Here is an 18,509-nt window from a genome sequence, read left to right on the forward strand (position 1 = left end):
ATTATAAACGAAAAAGGGGAAAATATAAATAATGATATGTTTCTCTTTTATAAGAGAATCTTTAATATACTTATTTTCAAGTTTTATAAAACTTTATCATTTAATTAAATTAAATAATTAAATGTTTCCCAACTCACGAAAACGAAATGAAGTTTTATTTAATTTCTTTAACTCTCGTTTATTTAAAATATAAATAATTATTCCGGCAATTAAACCAACTAAAACACAAACGATAGCAATAATTAATAAAATTTGAATTCCCTGCAATGAATAATTTCGATGACCATCAACCACATAAGAATTATTTGGCAATTTTCCAATGGCTGAAGCAACATAATTAAATCAAGCATCTGGAGTAAAAGCAATTCAAGAAATTAATGATATTGTACTAGCATAACTGTTCTTTTCCATTGGTAATTCTCCAACTTGAACAAATCTTAACGTCAATAATGCTCAACCTACACAGCCAATAAACATAAAAAGTAAACACATTATAACTTGAAATAAAACTTGAACTGCTTTTGATGACTGTAAAAATCAAGCATTACCTCAACCAGGGATAACTACATATAAAGAACATGCAATCATTCCAACTAATAATAAAAATATTAAACCCAAAACGTAAGACTTTCACTTATCAGCTCAACGACCAATTGGACTAGCAACTAAAAATCTTAAACCATATGACCGAATTCCACCAAGAATAGTTACTACACCAACAGTAACACCAACTTCTGTTAAAGCGTCCTTCATATAATATGCAAAAGTAGACTGGAACATGTACATCCCAAAAACAAAAATACCACAAAGTCAAACTCGCAAAAATTTCATTGGTTGAAATAGTGAAATTATTTTTTCTTTTCAAATAATTTCTGTTTCTTCACGTTTTTTATTAGGAATAAATATTCAAACTAATAATGCCATTATAAATACCATACCACAAATAAAATAAGCAAAAACTAAAAATGGTATTTTTGTAATAAAATCATTTTGACCATATTGATTTTGTAAATTTTTAGTTAAAATTGTTATTCCTGTTGCAATTCCAGCAATAAAAATTAAACCAAATAATCCCAAAACTGTGCCTTCAAGACCATAAGCAACACCTTGTTGTTCTTTTGTTACATTCTGTGATACTAATTTTCAAAGTGGTGCTCAAAAAAGTCCCGCAATCGAAATACCCCATATTGTATAAATAATATACAATTGAATCATTCGTATATTTTTATCCATATTAAGTTGAATTATTAACGTTCATCATAAACCACATAATCCAGTTATTATAAGTGATACTATCATTATTTTTTTTGCACTAAAACGATCAGTAAGTCAACCACCTGGAATTCTAGAAATAAGAGCAACAAAACCATAAATAGCAACAACAAAATCAAACTCATCTTGATTTAAATTAATATACTGATTAAAGTTGGGAATAATATATCGTAAATAAAGCACTCCACTAAAAACAAATAAATCAGATAAAGCTAAAATGCTAATAATCAAAATAGTTTTACTATCCAAGTCGTGCGTAAAACTTTTTCAACATTTACTTAAAAATATCTTCATTATTTATTTTTCTGCTTTCATAATAATTTAGGATTATCACTAATATAGCCAGTTACTTGATTACCATATATTTCATTTATCTTCACGGCTTCTTCATCACTCTTAAATGTTCATATATTTAACGGTTTTTTTAATTTTTTTAACTTACTAATCATTTCAAAATCTAAAACTACGGAAATTGAAGGATGCAAATAATCAAAGTTTTTAATATACCTCTCACTAAAATCATTTTTATTTTCAAATAAATAACCTTTTTTCATAGGATATTTAATTCTTTTAACAATTTCGTTTAATAACTGGTGATTAAATGAAGAAACAATAATTTCGGCTTTACTTTTTTTTTCTAATTTTTTAATTTCTGAAAAAATAACCATTAATTGATTTGAAGTATATTTACGATTAATTTCTTCTTTAATTTCAACATTAATCATTTGATAATTTTTACTTAATTTTTCAATAAAATCATTAAATAATGGTGGAATTCATTCTTTATTATTTTTAAAAAATTCCAAATTAATAATTTCTTCATATAATAAACTACTAACCTCACTTTTATTATTGGCAATTCTTTCAAATGTATCATCATGAAAAATAATTACTTTATTATCTTTTGTTAATCGAATATCAAACTCTACTGCTTGGCAAATTTTCAAAGCATTTTGGAAATCAATGATTCGATTTTCACCTTCTGTAGAACGAAATCCACGATGTGCCACTAATAATGCCATAAAATAAACACCCCCAATATTCCTATACCTAATTATTTTACACTAGACTTGTTTTGTAATTAAAAAAGTACTTTGTGTTTCCCAAAAATTCAACTATAAAATTTTATTTTTTTAAGTTTAAGTAAAAATTAACAATTAAAATTAATATTTAATTAAGGAATAAGTCTAGTTGATAAATTATAATCATAAATATCATTATCTAAATTACTTGTAACTACAATACTATTATTTCATTCAACATTTTGTTTTGCTATTTTTTCATTAACTAACAATTGTTCAATAGTTTTATCTAATAAATTTAATTGTTCTAATTCTAAATTATTTGATATATCTTTTACAATTTCTTCACTATACACATCATCAAAAATTAAATTAGATGACAAATTTTCACTACTCATTACTGAACTTTGTTCTTCATTAACCATATATTCAAATTCTGCTTCCTCTAACAACTTATCTAATTCTGTTTCTTGTGTTTCTGAATAAACTTGTAATTCTAAAACATCTCATGCAATATTTTTTATTTGTTCACTACACATATCATCACAATTAAAACTGCTTAAATCAAAATTTTGTTTTAAAGTAGAAACACGACCAGATTGCAATTCTTTTTGTTTTTGTTTTTTTTCTTTATGGCGTTGATATCATTTTTTATTATATTCTTTCATTTTTGCCTTTATCTCAGGCCTTTGAGTATACTCTCGTTTTTTTTCTTTATTTTGATGACATCATTTTTTATTATATTCTCGCTTTCTTGCCTTCACTTCAGATTTTTGAAAATATTCTTTAATTTTTTCTTTATTACGTTGATATCTTTTTTTCTCATATTCTTTCCTTCTTGCTTTTACTTCGGGTCTTTGAAAATATTTTTTCTTTTTTGCTTTTACTTCAGATCTTTGATTATATTCTTTCCTTCTTATTTTTACTTCGGGTTTTTGTTCATATTCTTGCTTTCTTGCTTTCACCTCGGGCCTTTGAGCATATTCTTTAATTTTTTCTTTATTCTTTTGATATAACTTTTGATCACATTTTCTCCTTCTTGCTCTCACTTCAGGTCTTTGCATATATTCTCTTCTTCTCGCCTTTACTTCTGGCCTTTGAGCATATTTTTTCTTTCTTACTTTTACTTCAGGTTTTTGATTATATTCTTTTATTTTTGCTTTTATTTCAGGTTTTTGATCATATTTTTGTTGTTTTTCTTTATTAGATTGTTTATTAACTATTTCATTAATTTGAAATGAATAAACTGTATTAATAACTATACTTCCATTATTCATGTTTTTCCCTTCTAAATATAATTAATTAAATTTAATTTAAACTTTTACCACATTTTTCTATCTATCAAAAATTATATTTATTTTTTTTGATAAATAAAACTGTATTATTGTGAATTTTTTTTCAAATTCTTAATAAAATAAAAAATTTTATAGTATAAAATAACCATAAAATTTTTTATTTTTTATTATATTTTTAATTAAGTCTTGGAAAATATTACTAAAAAAGTAAAATTTAATTTCAAAATTAATTCATCATTAAAATTATTAATAACTAATTTTATCGTTTAGATTTATTGAAAGCAATACCCAATGCTTTTGGTGTTTTACTTCATTTTGATGTAAACACTAAAACTAATAAAGATGTTACAAAAGGCAATATATTCCATATATCAGAATTACTTGATATTCATTGAGGAATATTTGGTAAAAACGTAATTCTGGCACCTGTTGTTTCAACAATAGCAAATAAGGCAGCACCAATTGTAATCAATGGTACCCTTCATTGTCCAAAAATTAAAATAGCTAAAGCAATAAAACCATTTCCACTAACTGTTCCACGAAAAGTTTGACTAGCATACATTGGAAAAATACCACCAGCAATTCCTGCTAAAAAACCAGATAATAATACAGCAACATATCGTTGTTTAATAACATTAATTCCCGCAGCATCAACTGCATTGGGATTTTCACCAGTCGCAACATGATGTAATCCTCATTTAGTATATTTCAAAATAATAGCAATACTTACTAAAACTATAATTGCTAAAAATAAATATAAATTAAAAAATTCATTATTACCAATTTTTGGTAATTGATAAATATTTGTTAATGAAATAAAACCATTATTCCCTGGTAACTGAACAACAAAAACTGCAATTGCTGCTGCTAAAATATTAATTGCAACGCCAGAAATAATTTGATCAGATTTTAAAGTAACTGATGCAAAAGCATGGAAACAAGCAAATCCCATTCCCGCTAATCCACCTACTAATAAAGCAATAATTTGTGATCAATTACCTCAATTAACACCTATATTTTTTCCAAATGAAGAAAAAGCAAGAGCACCAATTGTCATCATTCCTTCAATACCAATATTAACAACACCAGCACGTTCTGAAATTAATCCAGATAATGCAGCAAGTACTAAAACAACAAAAATTAAACTAGAATGTTCAAGAATTATTTTGAGTGCTTCCATTAACTTTTTCCTCCTGTTCTTTCGGTTTTTATTTTCATAATTGCTTGTTGTTCATTTTTAAATATATCAGTAAATTTATTAATAAAAGTTGTCTTTTCAATTTCCGCTTTTTTAGTAAATTGTTTGGTTAATATATTAATATTACTATTAATTGGGATAATTTGACTTTTTAATTGCTGTTTGTTAATTTTATAATTTTTAATTAACTCTTTAACATTATTTTTATAATTAGTTTGAAGTTGATGTTTTGCTAAAATTAATTGTTTTTTTATTTTTTTATCATCAGTTTTAACTTTTTGATTTTTTAATGACTTTAATTCATCACTTAATTCTTGTTTCAATTTATTAATTTCTCGATAAAGATTTAATTTTAAGTCTTTTACTCTTGACTTATCTAATATTGCTTTTTGTTTTTTTAATAATGTTATTTCTCGAACTAAATCTTGCTTATAGTTATAAACATTATTTTCATATTTCATTTTTTCATTAATATACATATTTAAACTTTCACCATAAATCGTTTTTATTTCTTGTTGAAAATTATTTCAATTACCAATTTTACCTTTTTTTCAAATTGCATTATATTGTTTATATATATAATGATTTAAAGCTTTATTTTCTTGGAAAAATTGTGCTCAATTAACACCAACTTTATCATTTTTATTATTAATAACTGCTTGTAACTGTAAGTTGATATCACTATTAACTTTATTAATTTCTTGCGAAAGATTTTGTTTTAAATTTTTAACTTTTGACTCATAATCTGATAATGATTTATTATATTCTACCTTTAATTGTTCTTTATCAATTTTATATTTTTTAATTAATTCCTTAGTTTCAATTTTATAAGTAATTTGAAGTTGACATTTTTTTAAAATTAATTGTTCTTTTAATTTTTTATCATTAGTTTTAACTAATTCATTTTTTAATGACTTTAATTGATCACTTAATTCTTGTTTCAATTTATTAATTTCTTGTGAAAAATTTTGTTTTAAATTTTTAACTTTTGACTCATAATCTGATAATGATTTATTATATTCTATCTTTAAGTGATTAATTTTATTATTTTTTTCTTTAATTAAATCTGATTTTAACTTATTATATTGTCTCTTTATTTTAAAATTTTCAATAAAATGATAGTACATCTTGGTAATAAAACTATTTGTAACTTTTCGTTTTTCTCCATCAAAGGCTATATTTAAATAACGAATTAAAAATTTAATTGGCTGTAAACGAGATAATAAAACTGCACAGGCAGCTGAATAAATAATAACACCAAAAATAATATCACCAGTTGCTGTTGGTAATGTTAATACTGAACCAATTGAACCACCGCTCTTAATTAAACCTCAAAGAAAAGCAGAACCCACAACACCTATTGGATTAATTTGACCAACTAAAGCAACAGCTATACTATCAAAACCAATAGTCGGCAAATCATCAGTTAAAAAACTAATTGAAGGATTTTTGGCAATGTAATAAATAACAGCCATTACTCCTGCTAATGCTCCTGAAATAACAAATGATGTTATGCAATAATGTTTATGATTAATACCACTATAAACCGCAGCAAATGGATTTAAACCTACTGTTCGAATTTTATAACCTAAAGTTGTTTTTTTCAATAAGAATCAAACTGTTATTATTAAAATAATAGAAATTAATAATGGTAGTATACAATTATAACCATTAATACTCATACTCATACTATCATGAATAGTTGCTGATGTTCCGTGATCAGCATCATATAAATCTTTATTGATTTTAAATAGTCATTTTACTAAATATCAAATTGTTCAATTTAATAAAATAGAAGTAACAACCTCATGAACATTAAAAAAAACTTTTAATAACACTGTTACCAACGCCACCAATATTGCTGCTAATACTCCAGCAAAAAACGCGCTAATTATAGCTAATGGTTGTGATAAGTCATAACGAACACCAATTGCGATAACAACAGCTCCTGCTGCTAACATTTGACCAGCAACTCCAATATTAAACATTCCTGAGCGGAAAGAAATAACTAGTGCTAATCCTGCTACAATATAAATTGCTCATCAAACTAAAGTATTATCTCAATTATTAGCTGGCCAACTTGTAAAAGCATATGTTAATAACAACTGAAAATAAGTAAAAGCATTTTGACCTGAACCAATTATAACAAAACAAGCAATAATTAATCCAAAAATAATGGCAAAAATTGAACCCTTAAATTTAGTAAGACTACTATTCATTTCTTTTGAACCAAGATATAAACGACTTCGTCGTTTTAAAAATCATGTTTTTTGTTTAAACATTATCTTCATTTCCTTCCATTAACATTTTTTGTCCTGCCATCATTAATCCTAACTGTTCACGAGTAACATTTTTAGCACTAACATTACCAGTAATTTTACCAGCATGTAAAACAACAATTCGATCTGCTAATGACATAACTTCTGATAATTCATAAGAAATTAATAATACTGCATTACCTTCATTTTTTTCATCAAGAATACGACTATGAATATATTCAATAGCACCAATATCCAAGCCACGTGTTGGCTGAGCAACAACTAAAATTTTATGTTTTCTTGTTAATTCTCTACCAACAACCGCTTTTTGTTGATTACCACCCGACAAACCTCTAACTAAAGCAAAACCACTTTTACTACCACGAACATCATAATTATTAATAATATTTTGTGCATAAGATTTAATAGCTTTACTGCGAATCAAACCATGCTTAGAAAAAGGATATTCGCTAATATTTTGTAAAACCATATTATCAATAACATTATAATCTAAAACAAGTCCATATTTATGACGATCTTCAGGAATATGACTTAAACCATTTTTATATAAACTTTGAATTGAACTGTGTTTCATATTCTTATTACCAAAAAAAATATCACCTTTTTCTGGCTTAATTAAACCAGTAATTGCTGAAATTAATTCGGTTTGACCATTACCTTCAATACCAGCAATAGCCACAATTTCTCGTGACTTAACTTCTAAACTAAAATCAGAAAGACCCATTATTGATTTCTTATTACCAATTTTATGAACAAATAAATTATCAATTTTTAATAATACTGGCCCTAATACAACATTACCTTGATTTCTAATATCAACTAAATCTCTACCAACCATCAAAGTAGCAATTTCTTCTTTAGTTTTACTCTTAGATTCAAAAGTTTCAATAACTTTACCTAAACGAATTACTGTAACATTATCAGCAACTTGTTTAACCTCTTCTAATTTATGACTAATAAAAATAATAGTTTTACCATCACGTCTAAGTTCTTCAATAATTGTTAATAAACTAGTAATTTCTTGTGGTGTTAAAACCGCGGTTGGTTCATCAAGCACAATAATACTAGCACCACGATAAAGAACTTTTAAAATTTCAACACGTTGTTGCATACCAACACTAGTATTCTCAATTTTTAAATTAAGTTTAATGTCTAATTTATATTTTTTTGAAATTTCTAAAATTTTAGACTTAGCTTTTTTATAATTAATTCACTGTCATTTATGAACTGGTTCACTACCTAAAATAATATTTTGTAAAATAGTGAAGTTATCAACTAATTTAAAATGTTGATGTACCATTCCAATACCTAATTCACCTGCTCTAATTGGTCCTGATATTACTACTTCTTTACCATTAATTTTAATAATACCTTTTGTTGGTTGATATAGTCCAAATAAGATTGACATTAGTGTCGATTTACCTGCACCATTCTCACCAACCAAAGCATGAATTTCTCCTTTTTTAATTTTAATAGAAATATTATTGTTAGCAATAATAGTATCTAAAAAAACTTTAGTAATACCTTCCATTTCAACAGCATATTGTAAGTTCTGTTTTTCAATATTTACTTGCATTTTATCACCCCTCTTAATTATTTAAATGGATCATATTCTTTTTTAATACCATTAATTCAATAATGATCTTTTAAATTGAGTACTTTTTGTCATCCAGCAGAAATTTTATCTAATCAATTAGTAGTTTCTGTCATTAATGGTGTGTAAATATCTTTATCACCGTCTTTAATTGCTTTATTTGGTGCTATTCCAGTAAAATTAGGTCCACCTCTGTATGGTGCATCATCAATAAATGTTTGATCGGCAGTTGGATCAGTTGGATGCTCTGGATTCTGATTAGTTTTACCAACTGATTTTCAGAGCATAAGTTTAATTGAACTAATTAAATCTTTTTCTGCAGAAGTAATAAATCTATCTGCAGATTGTGGATATTGAAGTTGTTGATCTGTATCAACACCAATAATTTTACCTTGACCAGATTTTTTTAATGATGATAAAGTATCTTCGGTTTGTGGTCCTGCTACTGGAAAAATAATATTAGTTTTTTGTCGAGCAAGATCATCATTAATTGCTTGTGAACCTTTTGAACCTTGAGTAAAATCACCACTAAATTGAGTACCTGAATTTATAAATTTAATATTTGGTAATGGTTCTTTAAAATCTGAATTTAAAATTTTAACTCATGATATTAATTTTTCTTCATCTTCTTTATTTTTAAATTTATTATTAAAAAACTGTATGGCTCAATAATAACCATACATATAATTAGTAACTGCTGGAATATCAAGTCCACCATAGGTTGACATTTTTAAATTATCAAGTCCACCATATTGATTAGCATGAGCAGTTAACCATATTGCCCCTGCCAATCCGGCTAAAAAGCCTGATTGTTCTGCTTTGTAAAGTAAACCAGCCAATTGCTTATTAGATTTTGGTACTTCTTTATTTGGAGTATCACCATCAATAAAAATAAATTTCACTTTATGTTTTAAAATAGTATTTTGTGCTTTAACCAAAGCATTATGATGTAAAAATCCTGAAGCAATAATTACTTTACTATTTATGAAAACGGCTTTATTATATGATGTCATTAAATCATCAGTATTAGTTAATTGGGGATTATCTCAAGAAACCTCAACTCTTTTATTTTTATATTGAGGATCAACATAATCACTATGTGTTCAATCATTAAACTCTTGTTTAAACTTGAGAGCAGCATTATATGATGATTCATTAAAAGAAGCATCATTAATAGTATGTCCATCAGTTACAACAGTTATTCGATAAATATTTGGATCATTAAACTGACTATTGCAAGCAATGATTGGTAATATCATTATTACTGACAATGATATTGCACTAAATACAGTAAAAATTTTACGCATACTATTATATTCCTCCTACAAATATATATAAATATTTATATAAAAAAAATATAAAAAAAGAAAGCAAAAACATTGCTTTCTTAATTCAATTATTCAAAATAAAATAAAACTGTGTATAAATAAATTTTGAAAATAAATAGGTGGGAATAACTTACTATTAAAAAATACAGTATATATGTATTTAATATTAATTATTTTCTTATTTTCACAATTAACTCTAAACACTAGTTTCTCCTTTAATGGCATAACTACCATTATATAAGATAATAAAACTTATTCTTTAAAAATTCAAGAATAATTATAATTTTTTTAAAATATATAGTAAAGTTTTATTAAAACTGTGGTTTATACTTTTCAACACTTTCATCAACATAATTTTTTCAAGCATTTTCTCACTTATCACGAGTAGAATCATTAACTAAATCAGCAACTAATTTATTATAAGCGTCAGTTACTTTTTGTGCTAAACGTCAATAATCATTACTATCAATAATTAAGTTATTATAAATAGCACTAATAGAATCATTATTAGCAATTCCAAGATATTGCTGACCACCTAATGCTGGTTGTGGTATGCTGCCATCAAAGTATTGTTCACCATTAATAGGTTTAATAACTGAATGTTGATCATCCTTATTATAATCTAAATTAAAAGAATGTCATAATCAAGTATTAACTGACTTATGAATTCCTTTTAAAGCTGATGTAATAAAAATATCTTTAGCATAACTATATTGAACACTTTGATCAACATCGACACCAATAATTTTTGCTTTGCTATTAGTAGTAGAGTTTTTAACAGCTGATACTAAATCAATTGTTTGTGCTCCTGCAACAGGCATTACAATATCATCTTTATATCCATCAATTAATTGTGAAGTTATTGCTTTTGATGATTTTATACCAGATTCAAAACTACCTGTAAATTGTTTAGCAATTTTATCAAAATGAATATCAAATTTATTAGTTCATTTTTCAATTTTTTCCTTACCCTCTTTAATTCTAATGGCATTAGTCATTTCCAATAAATTATCATTGCTATTACGATATTTATTAAAATAATATACACCTCAATAATAACCCATCATATAACTAACAATAGTATCAGCTGGTAAACCACCAAAAGTTGACATTTTTAAACCATTATCATCATATGTTTCATGATTAGCTGCTAATCATATTGCTCCTGCTAATCCTGATAAAAACCCTGATTGTTCTGCTGAATAACTTAAACACGCTACATCAACTGGTTTTTCTAATTTAGCATCAACTAAAATAAAACGAACACCTAACTTTTTATATTGATTTTGAATAGCTGGTGTTAATGCACCAAGATGATTAAACCCAACAACAATAATTGTTTTAGCACCAGCAAATGTTGCTAAATTATAATTATTTTGTAAAGTTGAAACAGTACTATCTCGTGAAATAATTCAACGTGTTTTCATTTTTTTATTTTTTCAAACTTCATTACCGGGTAAATTACTAATCATAATACGATTATCATTAAATGTTTTAGTAAACTCTTTTGAACCTTCTAATACTTGCTGATTAAAAGCTTTATCAAATAAATCACCACCATCAGTAATTATTCAAATATCACCAACACTAGGAATACTACATCCAATTAATCCTACTGACGAACTATTTATTAACAAAGTAATAATTAATAATTTTAAAAAATATTTCATAAATTTCTCCTATAAATAAAAAAATGTACTACAGTAAAAATATTAATATTTATTTACAATTTTTTTATACTTTATTTTTACCATATTTTTCATCAAAATTAATAATTCCTCTATTATATGCATCAATAATAATTCGTGCGCAATGAACAGGATTATATAAAATATTAGTTTTTAATTGTAAATTAGCCATTAACAGTTTAATAAATAGTTCAAAATCATTTTCTTTTAATACAAAATCATGCGTAAAACCTTTTATATCATTCATATCTACTAATAATGCTAAAAGAATTTTATGAATTATTCCTCATGAAGAATTTTTAGCATTACTCTCAATTCTACTAATTGTTGCTTGACGAACACCTACTAATTTTCCCAAATATGCTTGCGTTCAACCAAGTCTTAGACCTATAGGCCTAATTTCTACTTCAATTGCCATTTTATTTCCCTCTCTAATTTTAGTTATTCCCAAACTTATTATGTTATGAAAAATTATAAAAAGATAAATTTTATTCTATATTTGCATAAAATATACTAAAATTAATATGGTGATACAAAATGGAAAATGAATTAATTAAATACTGAACAAAAAAAAGTTTTTTTTATGTTAGCATTTTGTGATTAATTGTTCAAATTATATTTATAATAATAGGTTCAATTTTAATAAATACTACTAGCGAAAAAATAATTAATATTTTATTAATAGTTGGCATAAATAGTTTAATTCTATTAATTTTGTTTGCTTTTTCTATTAATCATTATACTTATGAAACGGTTTATCAAATTAAAGTCAAAGGTAGTACTTTTCAAACTAAATTTTATCGTTATCTAATTATTCTATTTAGTTTTGGTTGATTAATTTTTTTCATTTTAAATGCATTATTTATGTTAGTTGAAACTGCCGTTTTTAAAGGCAAACTTGATTATTTTAATACTTTAAACGATCATTGATGAATTTTACTTATTGTAACAATATTTAACGTTTTAATTATTAGCATACATCGACAATTAATGCATTATACATTAACAAATTTACAATTACCATGAAGTAAATATATAAATAAGAAAAAGTAGATTATATCTACTTTTTCTTTGCATCTCATAAATTTATAATGTTTTTTGCACTAATTAAACCAAATAATGATCCACAAGCAACTAAACCACCATTCAATCCAATAAAAACAAATGATAATCCTAATACTAAAGTTATTACTCCATTGCCAAGACTAGCAATACTAACAATAATTAATGGTAATAATGTAACAACAATTGAAGCAACTCCAATTACTAAACGAAGAATATAACCAATTCTTTGTTCAAATGCTTTTCTTGAATTTATCATAACTAAAATAAATATAAGAATACCATAAGTTGTTAGACAAGCTATCAATATAATTCATCCTAATCATTGAATAGTACTTAATCCAGAATCAAAAACTTCTTGTAATCATTCTCCAAACTTCCATAATAATTCATAAGAACTTTCCATTAATCCTTTTAAAGAAATCATAATTATAGAAATAACCATTACCGGCATTAATGTTGTCAAAAGTAGATAAATACCAATGTTAGATAATGTTTTTGAAAATTTTAACATCCTTTTTACCTCTTTATAATTATTATTTCGCAATATTTCTAGTAAACTATTCGTACTTTATTTTTAACGTCTTATGCAAAAAAAATTTAAAATCTATAAACAATAATTTTATTTATCAATCATTTTTAAAATTATTAAAAACTAAATGTAATTAATAATTAAGTATCTAATTTTACATTTATCTTAACATTTAGCCAATATATAGCTAACGAAAGTAATGTTTACTCATATCTTGAAAAACAAAATCAATCGCGTTTTTAATATTTGGTCAATAATTTGGTAATATTTTTCTTATATTATGTTTTATAGCAAATCAAAAATGTTCAATTGGATTTAAATTAGGAGAATATGGTGGAAGAAATAATAGTTTGCATCCAACATTTTCAATTAATTGTTTTGTTGCTTTAGATTTATGAAACGTCGCATTATCTAAAACTATAATTTGTCCACACTTTAATACTGGAATTAGTATATTTTTAACATATGATTCAAAAATTTTACTATTGCAATGTCCTTCAAATGCTCATAGAGCTTTTAATTTACCTTTATTTAGTGCACCAATTATACTCATTCTCTTTATTTTATATGCAGGTTTATTATCAAATAATCTTTTACCTTTTTCAGACCAACCATATTTATAAAATTCATTATCATCAATTCCAGATTCATCAATATATACCAAATCTTCATTCATTATTTTCGCTATTTCTTTTAAAAAATCTTCTTGTTTATTTTTATCTCTTTGTTCATATAGAAAAGTTTTTTTTATATGTATAATTTAGTTTTTTGAAATAGTTATAAACTGTTTCTTTTGTCATATCACCAAATTTTTCAATTACTTTTTGAACTGTAACATCTTTATTTTCTGCTAAATAATTTTTTAATTCATCTAAATCCTTTATTTTGTGGCTATGTCCTTTTTGATAATTCAAAATTGGTTTTATATTTCCGGTTTTTTGCTTTCTTTTTCTTCATAAAAATAAAGTCTTTCTAGTGATATTGAACACTTTACAAATTTCTTTAATTTTCATGTTTTTACTTTCATAAACTTCTATTACTTTTCTTCGTAAGTCCTCACTGTATGGTTTTGGCATAATTTAATCTTCCTAATCTATTTTAATTATTGCTGAATTATACTTGTAAGTGCAAGAATTGTTTAAATTACATATTATTATTTTACATTATTTATGAGTAAACATTACTTTCGTTAGCTATAAATCAACAATAATACGTAATTTAAATAGTTAAAAATAATTATATCTTGTCTTTTAAATTTTAAAAATAAATATATTATCTTTATTGATTGTAAAATTTCAAAAAAAATGTTAAAAAAACTACAAACTAAATATAGTTTTTAACCTATTTACTTTGTTTCTCAAAGTAAATAGGTTTTTATTTTTAAAAGGAGAAAAAACATGAAAAAAATATTAAAAATAATAAGTGGTTTAATAATTATTACAAGTACAAGTTTAAGCGCTATTGGATGTTATAAAAATAACAATATTTATGATTTAAAAGTGTTACAATCAATAATTTGACAAGAATCAGCAGAAAGAAAAATATCATTATTAAATACTTTTCGTGCAGCAATAAAACAGTATGATGATGTTATAGAAGCAAATAAAAAACATTTATCATTAGATGTTATTTACGCAACCGCAAATAAACCTAATGCCAAAAATGATGAAGAAGATAAAAATTATACTGTGCATTATAATGAATCAAAAATTGAAGCTAATAAATATGTACCTATTGTTATTACTGATTTGGATGAAACATTCATAAATAATATTGGTTTTTCAATTTATAAATTTTTTAATCCAAAAATGAAAGATATGGATTATGAATTTAAAAAATGAGTTGATCATCAAGTCAATTTTGAAGAACAACTTTATAATGGAGTTTTAGAATTTGTTAAACATGTATGAAAAAGTGGTGGTATTGTTTTATTTGATTCAAATCGTTTTCAAGGCGAAAATATCAAGTATGGAGATGAAGCAATACCAACTAAAAAACTACTAGAAAATAATTATTATCCAAAGGCATTTCTTGATAGTTATGTTTGATGAATGCAAGGAGTAACTAAATATGATTCAAATAATTATAAAGATTTAATATCAAAAGAAAATCGTTTTAATTATATTAATAATAACAATTTTAAATTATCATCAAAAGATAAAAATAGTATGCAAATAAAAAATTGAGAAAATGATTTAGTACCAATAAAAAATGTACCATCACATATTGTAATGAGATTGGGTGATAACATTAATGATTTTCATTCTAATTTAACTAATTCAAAATTAATTGATAAAATATCATTAAAAAATGAATTAATAAATAATAAAAATTTTAATAACTTAATTGGTAAAGTGGGAGATGAATTTTGATTTACAAAAAATGAAAATGGAGAAATAATAGAACATTATTGAAAAGAAAATGAAAAAAATAGTTTAATTGATAGTGATCTAAAAAACCTTGGTTTTGTAAAAGAAATTAAACTAGAAGAAGGAAAAATTAATTGAAAAGAAACTTATGTACTGGTTGGTGGTAATGATGTATATGGTAATTTTTTATGAGATTTAGAAAAAAAATATGGTTCTAATTTAGATAATTGATTAAATTTACTAAAACATTATTTCAAAAAATATGAAAATATATGAAAATAATTTACAAAAATTAATATTCAATCTCTAAATAAAATTAATATATATATATATATATATATATTAATTGTAAATTTTCAAAAAGATGTTAAAAATAACTATAAACTAAAGACATATTCCGTAATTATTTTTTTGAAAAATCAAGTAATAATTTTATAATTTATTTTATTAATGAATTAATAAGGTGTTGATAAATATGGCTTTTGAAAATTTAAAAAAATTAAAAAATGATAAATTTTATAGATATTTTGGTATAAAACATTTTCATTTTAATGAAATGTTAGAAAAATTAATTGAAATAGAAAAATTAGAAAAAACTAAAGGTCGAAAAAATAAACTTTCAGTTGAAGAAAGATTGATGATGACACTTGAATATTGAAAAGAATATTATACTTTTTTTCAAATGAGTATTAAATATAAAATGAGTCCTTCAAGCTGTTTTCGAAATATTACTTGAGTTGAAAATAAACTTAGTAATGATAGAGATTATCAATTTTTAAAAGAAAAATATAAATCAAAAAATGATAAAAAACAAGAAAATTTAAATGAATTTCAATTTTATTTAATTGATTCAACTGAGATTGAAATTGAAAGACCAACTAAAAAAAACTACAGTTAGAATATTTTTCTGGTAAAAGTTGAATGTATTCTATAAAATTTCAAATTGTATATGATTTTTTTAATAAAAATATTGTTGATATTTTTGCTGATAATGGCAAAGTGCATGATTTTCAAATATTAAAAAATTCAAATCTTGTATTTTCTAAAAATACAATAATTATTGGTGATTTAGGATATCAAGGTATACAAAATATTTATGAAAATACAATAATACCAATTAAAAAAAGTAAAAATAAAAAATTAACTAAACAAGAAAGAAAATATAATAAGATTGTATCTAAAATTAGAATCAAAGTTGAACATGTTTTTGCTTGATTAAAAAGATTCAAAATTTTAGTAAATAAATGTAGAAAAAGTAAATTTAGACTTATGTAGTTAAGATTTAACTTACTTTGTAAAATTTTTAATAAAATAAAACCATTAAAATAAAAAAAATCAAAAATATATTTTTTAAAATTGAAATTATTATCAAGTTAATATAAAAATATTATTAACATTTTTTTATTTTCGAAATAGAAACTTATTTTTAAACTATTTTTTCGGAAAATATTAACTTTTATAATTAATAACACTAAAAAATTTATAAAAAGTATTATTGACAATTGATTAAATTTAATTATGGAATATGTCTTAAATATTGTTTTTAACCTATTTACTTTGTTTCTCAAAGTAAATAGGTTTTTATTTTTAAAAGGAGTAAAAAAATGAATAAAGAAATTGAACAAGAAATAAAAAACTTAATGTTTAAAGAAATAAAAAAATTAAGAACATATGCTATTAATTATCATAATTACAAAAAAAACATACAATTTAATGATATAGATATTCAAAATATAAATAATGGTATTGAAAATAAAAGTAAAAAAAGTAATATAAATAGTATTATGAGAGAACATAATTATGCAAAAAAATTATCTATTTTATAAAAAATTTAATTTAATTATAAAAAGTTTTAATATAAAAAATAGTAAGAACATATGTTCTTACTATTTTTGTAAACTTTGGTTTTGGTAATTTTTTCAATAATTTAAAATTACATCATCATTAAATAAATTAATTTCATTTTTTTTAACTCCTTTTTTTAATTTATTTATATTTTGTCATAATATATTTTGTAAAGGTATTGGATACTTTCATATTCGACGATTAGTTTTAAATTCTTTCAAATCTAACAGTTTATAAGAACGATTAGGAAATACTTTAATATCTAAATCATAATCAATGTATTTAACTGTTTGCGAATCTAAAATAAAGGGACTGGCAATATTACAATAATAATGAACACCATCATTACGAATCATACAAATAATATTGTATCAATCATTTTTAAAAAATAACCAAATTGCTGGATCAACGGTTGTTCATTTACGACCATTAATTTCAGTAATTGTTACATTCTCATTTACTAAAACTAAATATTTTTCAGTATCTTCTAAAACAATTGAATTATTTCAACTACGATATAAATCGCCATTATGCTTATATGCATGAATTGAAAGTATTTGCCCTTCTTTAAGGTACATATACATTTAAACCTCAACTTTCTGCAAATCATAAAACATAATAATTATACCATTATTTATTTAGTAAATAAAAAGCGAAAAATAAATTTATAATAATATTTATTTAAAAAAGAAAAAACTCCAAAAAGGAGTAGTAAAAAACATAATTTTATTAAATGGGGCGACTGACGGGATTCGAACCCGCGAATGTCAGTTCCACAAACTGATGCGCTAGACCGCTACGCCACAGTCGCCATATTAGTTTCTATAAGTAAAACCGTTAAATATTATACAATAAATTTATCATTTTTTAATATTTTTTTTCATAAAACTACAAAAATAATCATCTAATTTTCGTATATAACAGTAACAATAATAAAAAACAATGTTACTATTAACAATCAGAACACAATTTAAAATTAATAATTATGGTTAATTATTAATTTAAATACTCTTAAAATAAAGTTT

18 protein-coding genes and 1 tRNA gene are annotated in these 18,509 nt (G+C 23.7%); 5 read left to right on the plus strand and 14 right to left on the minus strand.

Annotated features, from left to right (window positions below; all coding sequences use genetic code 4):
* Window positions 1-117 precede the first annotated feature (117 nt).
* The 9 genes from AACK96_RS07070 to AACK96_RS07110 form a co-directional block, all read right to left on the minus strand.
* Entirely contained in the window at window positions 118-1,566 is a 1,449-nt protein-coding gene (locus tag AACK96_RS07070; RefSeq protein WP_338974103.1) for an MFS transporter, read from the minus strand.
* On the minus strand, window positions 1,566-2,294 hold the full coding sequence (locus AACK96_RS07075) for a glycerophosphodiester phosphodiesterase family protein (protein ID WP_281748966.1): 729 nt from the start codon (window positions 2,292-2,294) through the stop codon (window positions 1,566-1,568). Before AACK96_RS07075 ends, AACK96_RS07070 begins: the two co-directional genes overlap by 1 nt.
* Before the next feature lie 152 nt (window positions 2,295-2,446).
* The gene (locus AACK96_RS07080; protein ID WP_338974104.1) at window positions 2,447-3,571 is read right to left on the minus strand and encodes a hypothetical protein; all 1,125 of its coding nucleotides are present in this window, start codon (window positions 3,569-3,571) and stop codon (window positions 2,447-2,449) included.
* 277 nt (window positions 3,572-3,848) lie between these two features.
* Entirely contained in the window at window positions 3,849-4,769 is a 921-nt protein-coding gene (locus tag AACK96_RS07085; RefSeq protein ID WP_338974105.1) for an ABC transporter permease, read from the minus strand.
* Window positions 4,769-7,069: an ABC transporter permease subunit gene (locus AACK96_RS07090; RefSeq protein WP_338974106.1), complete on the minus strand. Its 2,301-nt coding sequence runs from the start codon at window positions 7,067-7,069 to the stop codon at window positions 4,769-4,771. Before AACK96_RS07090 ends, AACK96_RS07085 begins: the two co-directional genes overlap by 1 nt.
* Window positions 7,062-8,642: an ABC transporter ATP-binding protein gene (locus AACK96_RS07095; RefSeq protein ID WP_338974108.1), complete on the minus strand. Its 1,581-nt coding sequence runs from the start codon at window positions 8,640-8,642 to the stop codon at window positions 7,062-7,064. Before AACK96_RS07095 ends, AACK96_RS07090 begins: the two co-directional genes overlap by 8 nt.
* Before the next feature lie 17 nt (window positions 8,643-8,659).
* Window positions 8,660-9,967: a BMP family ABC transporter substrate-binding protein gene (locus AACK96_RS07100; RefSeq protein ID WP_338974110.1), complete on the minus strand. Its 1,308-nt coding sequence runs from the start codon at window positions 9,965-9,967 to the stop codon at window positions 8,660-8,662.
* Between the two features lie 332 nt (window positions 9,968-10,299).
* Complete coding sequence (locus AACK96_RS07105) at window positions 10,300-11,658, minus strand: BMP family ABC transporter substrate-binding protein (RefSeq protein ID WP_338974112.1); 1,359 nt, start codon at window positions 11,656-11,658, stop codon at window positions 10,300-10,302.
* A 64-nt stretch (window positions 11,659-11,722) separates the two neighbouring features.
* Complete coding sequence (locus AACK96_RS07110; protein WP_338974114.1) at window positions 11,723-12,094, minus strand: helix-turn-helix transcriptional regulator; 372 nt, start codon at window positions 12,092-12,094, stop codon at window positions 11,723-11,725.
* A gap of 119 nt (window positions 12,095-12,213) precedes the next feature.
* Here AACK96_RS07110 and AACK96_RS07115 point away from each other — a divergent pair, with 119 nt between their 5' ends.
* Window positions 12,214-12,729 carry a hypothetical protein gene (locus AACK96_RS07115; protein ID WP_338974116.1) on the plus strand — a complete coding sequence of 172 codons (516 nt, stop codon included), beginning with the start codon at window positions 12,214-12,216 and terminating at the stop codon, window positions 12,727-12,729.
* A gap of 7 nt (window positions 12,730-12,736) precedes the next feature.
* Here the strand turns inward: AACK96_RS07115 and AACK96_RS07120 are convergent, their stop codons facing one another.
* The 3 genes from AACK96_RS07120 to AACK96_RS07130 form a co-directional block, all read right to left on the minus strand.
* Window positions 12,737-13,252 (minus strand): hypothetical protein, encoded by a 516-nt coding sequence (locus AACK96_RS07120; protein WP_338974118.1) that lies wholly within the window; start codon window positions 13,250-13,252, stop codon window positions 12,737-12,739.
* 205 nt (window positions 13,253-13,457) lie between these two features.
* Window positions 13,458-14,030, minus strand: coding sequence for an IS630 family transposase (locus AACK96_RS07125; RefSeq protein WP_338975134.1), 573 nt, complete (start codon window positions 14,028-14,030; stop codon window positions 13,458-13,460).
* On the minus strand, window positions 13,987-14,346 hold the full coding sequence (locus AACK96_RS07130) for a helix-turn-helix domain-containing protein (protein ID WP_338973555.1): 360 nt from the start codon (window positions 14,344-14,346) through the stop codon (window positions 13,987-13,989). The genes AACK96_RS07125 and AACK96_RS07130 overlap by 44 nt, the downstream gene beginning before the upstream one ends.
* A 321-nt stretch (window positions 14,347-14,667) precedes the next feature.
* Between AACK96_RS07130 and AACK96_RS07135 the strand changes: the two genes are divergently transcribed.
* The 4 genes from AACK96_RS07135 to AACK96_RS07150 all read left to right on the plus strand — a co-directional run bounded on the left by AACK96_RS07135 (window position 14,668) and on the right by AACK96_RS07150 (window position 17,465).
* Complete coding sequence (locus tag AACK96_RS07135; protein WP_338974120.1) at window positions 14,668-15,921, plus strand: HAD family acid phosphatase; 1,254 nt, start codon at window positions 14,668-14,670, stop codon at window positions 15,919-15,921.
* A gap of 193 nt (window positions 15,922-16,114) precedes the next feature.
* Window positions 16,115-16,537 (plus strand): transposase family protein, encoded by a 423-nt coding sequence (locus tag AACK96_RS07140; protein ID WP_338973316.1) that lies wholly within the window; start codon window positions 16,115-16,117, stop codon window positions 16,535-16,537.
* Between the two features lie 23 nt (window positions 16,538-16,560).
* Complete coding sequence (locus AACK96_RS07145) at window positions 16,561-16,914, plus strand: transposase family protein (RefSeq protein ID WP_338974121.1); 354 nt, start codon at window positions 16,561-16,563, stop codon at window positions 16,912-16,914.
* A 329-nt stretch (window positions 16,915-17,243) separates the two neighbouring features.
* The gene (locus AACK96_RS07150; RefSeq protein ID WP_338974122.1) at window positions 17,244-17,465 is read left to right on the plus strand and encodes a hypothetical protein; all 222 of its coding nucleotides are present in this window, start codon (window positions 17,244-17,246) and stop codon (window positions 17,463-17,465) included.
* Window positions 17,466-17,525: 60 nt separating this feature from the next.
* Here the strand turns inward: AACK96_RS07150 and AACK96_RS07155 are convergent, their stop codons facing one another.
* Both AACK96_RS07155 and AACK96_RS07160 read right to left on the minus strand, forming a co-directional pair.
* Complete coding sequence (locus tag AACK96_RS07155; protein ID WP_338961175.1) at window positions 17,526-18,062, minus strand: DUF402 domain-containing protein; 537 nt, start codon at window positions 18,060-18,062, stop codon at window positions 17,526-17,528.
* 156 nt (window positions 18,063-18,218) lie between these two features.
* A tRNA-His gene (locus AACK96_RS07160) sits at window positions 18,219-18,295 on the minus strand.
* Between the last annotated feature and the right edge of the window lie 214 nt (window positions 18,296-18,509).

The sequence above is a fragment of the Spiroplasma endosymbiont of Tricholauxania praeusta genome (assembly GCF_964019535.1).
Taxonomy (GTDB): domain Bacteria; phylum Bacillota_I; class Bacilli_A; order Mycoplasmatales; family VBWQ01; genus Spiroplasma_E; species Spiroplasma_E ixodetis_A.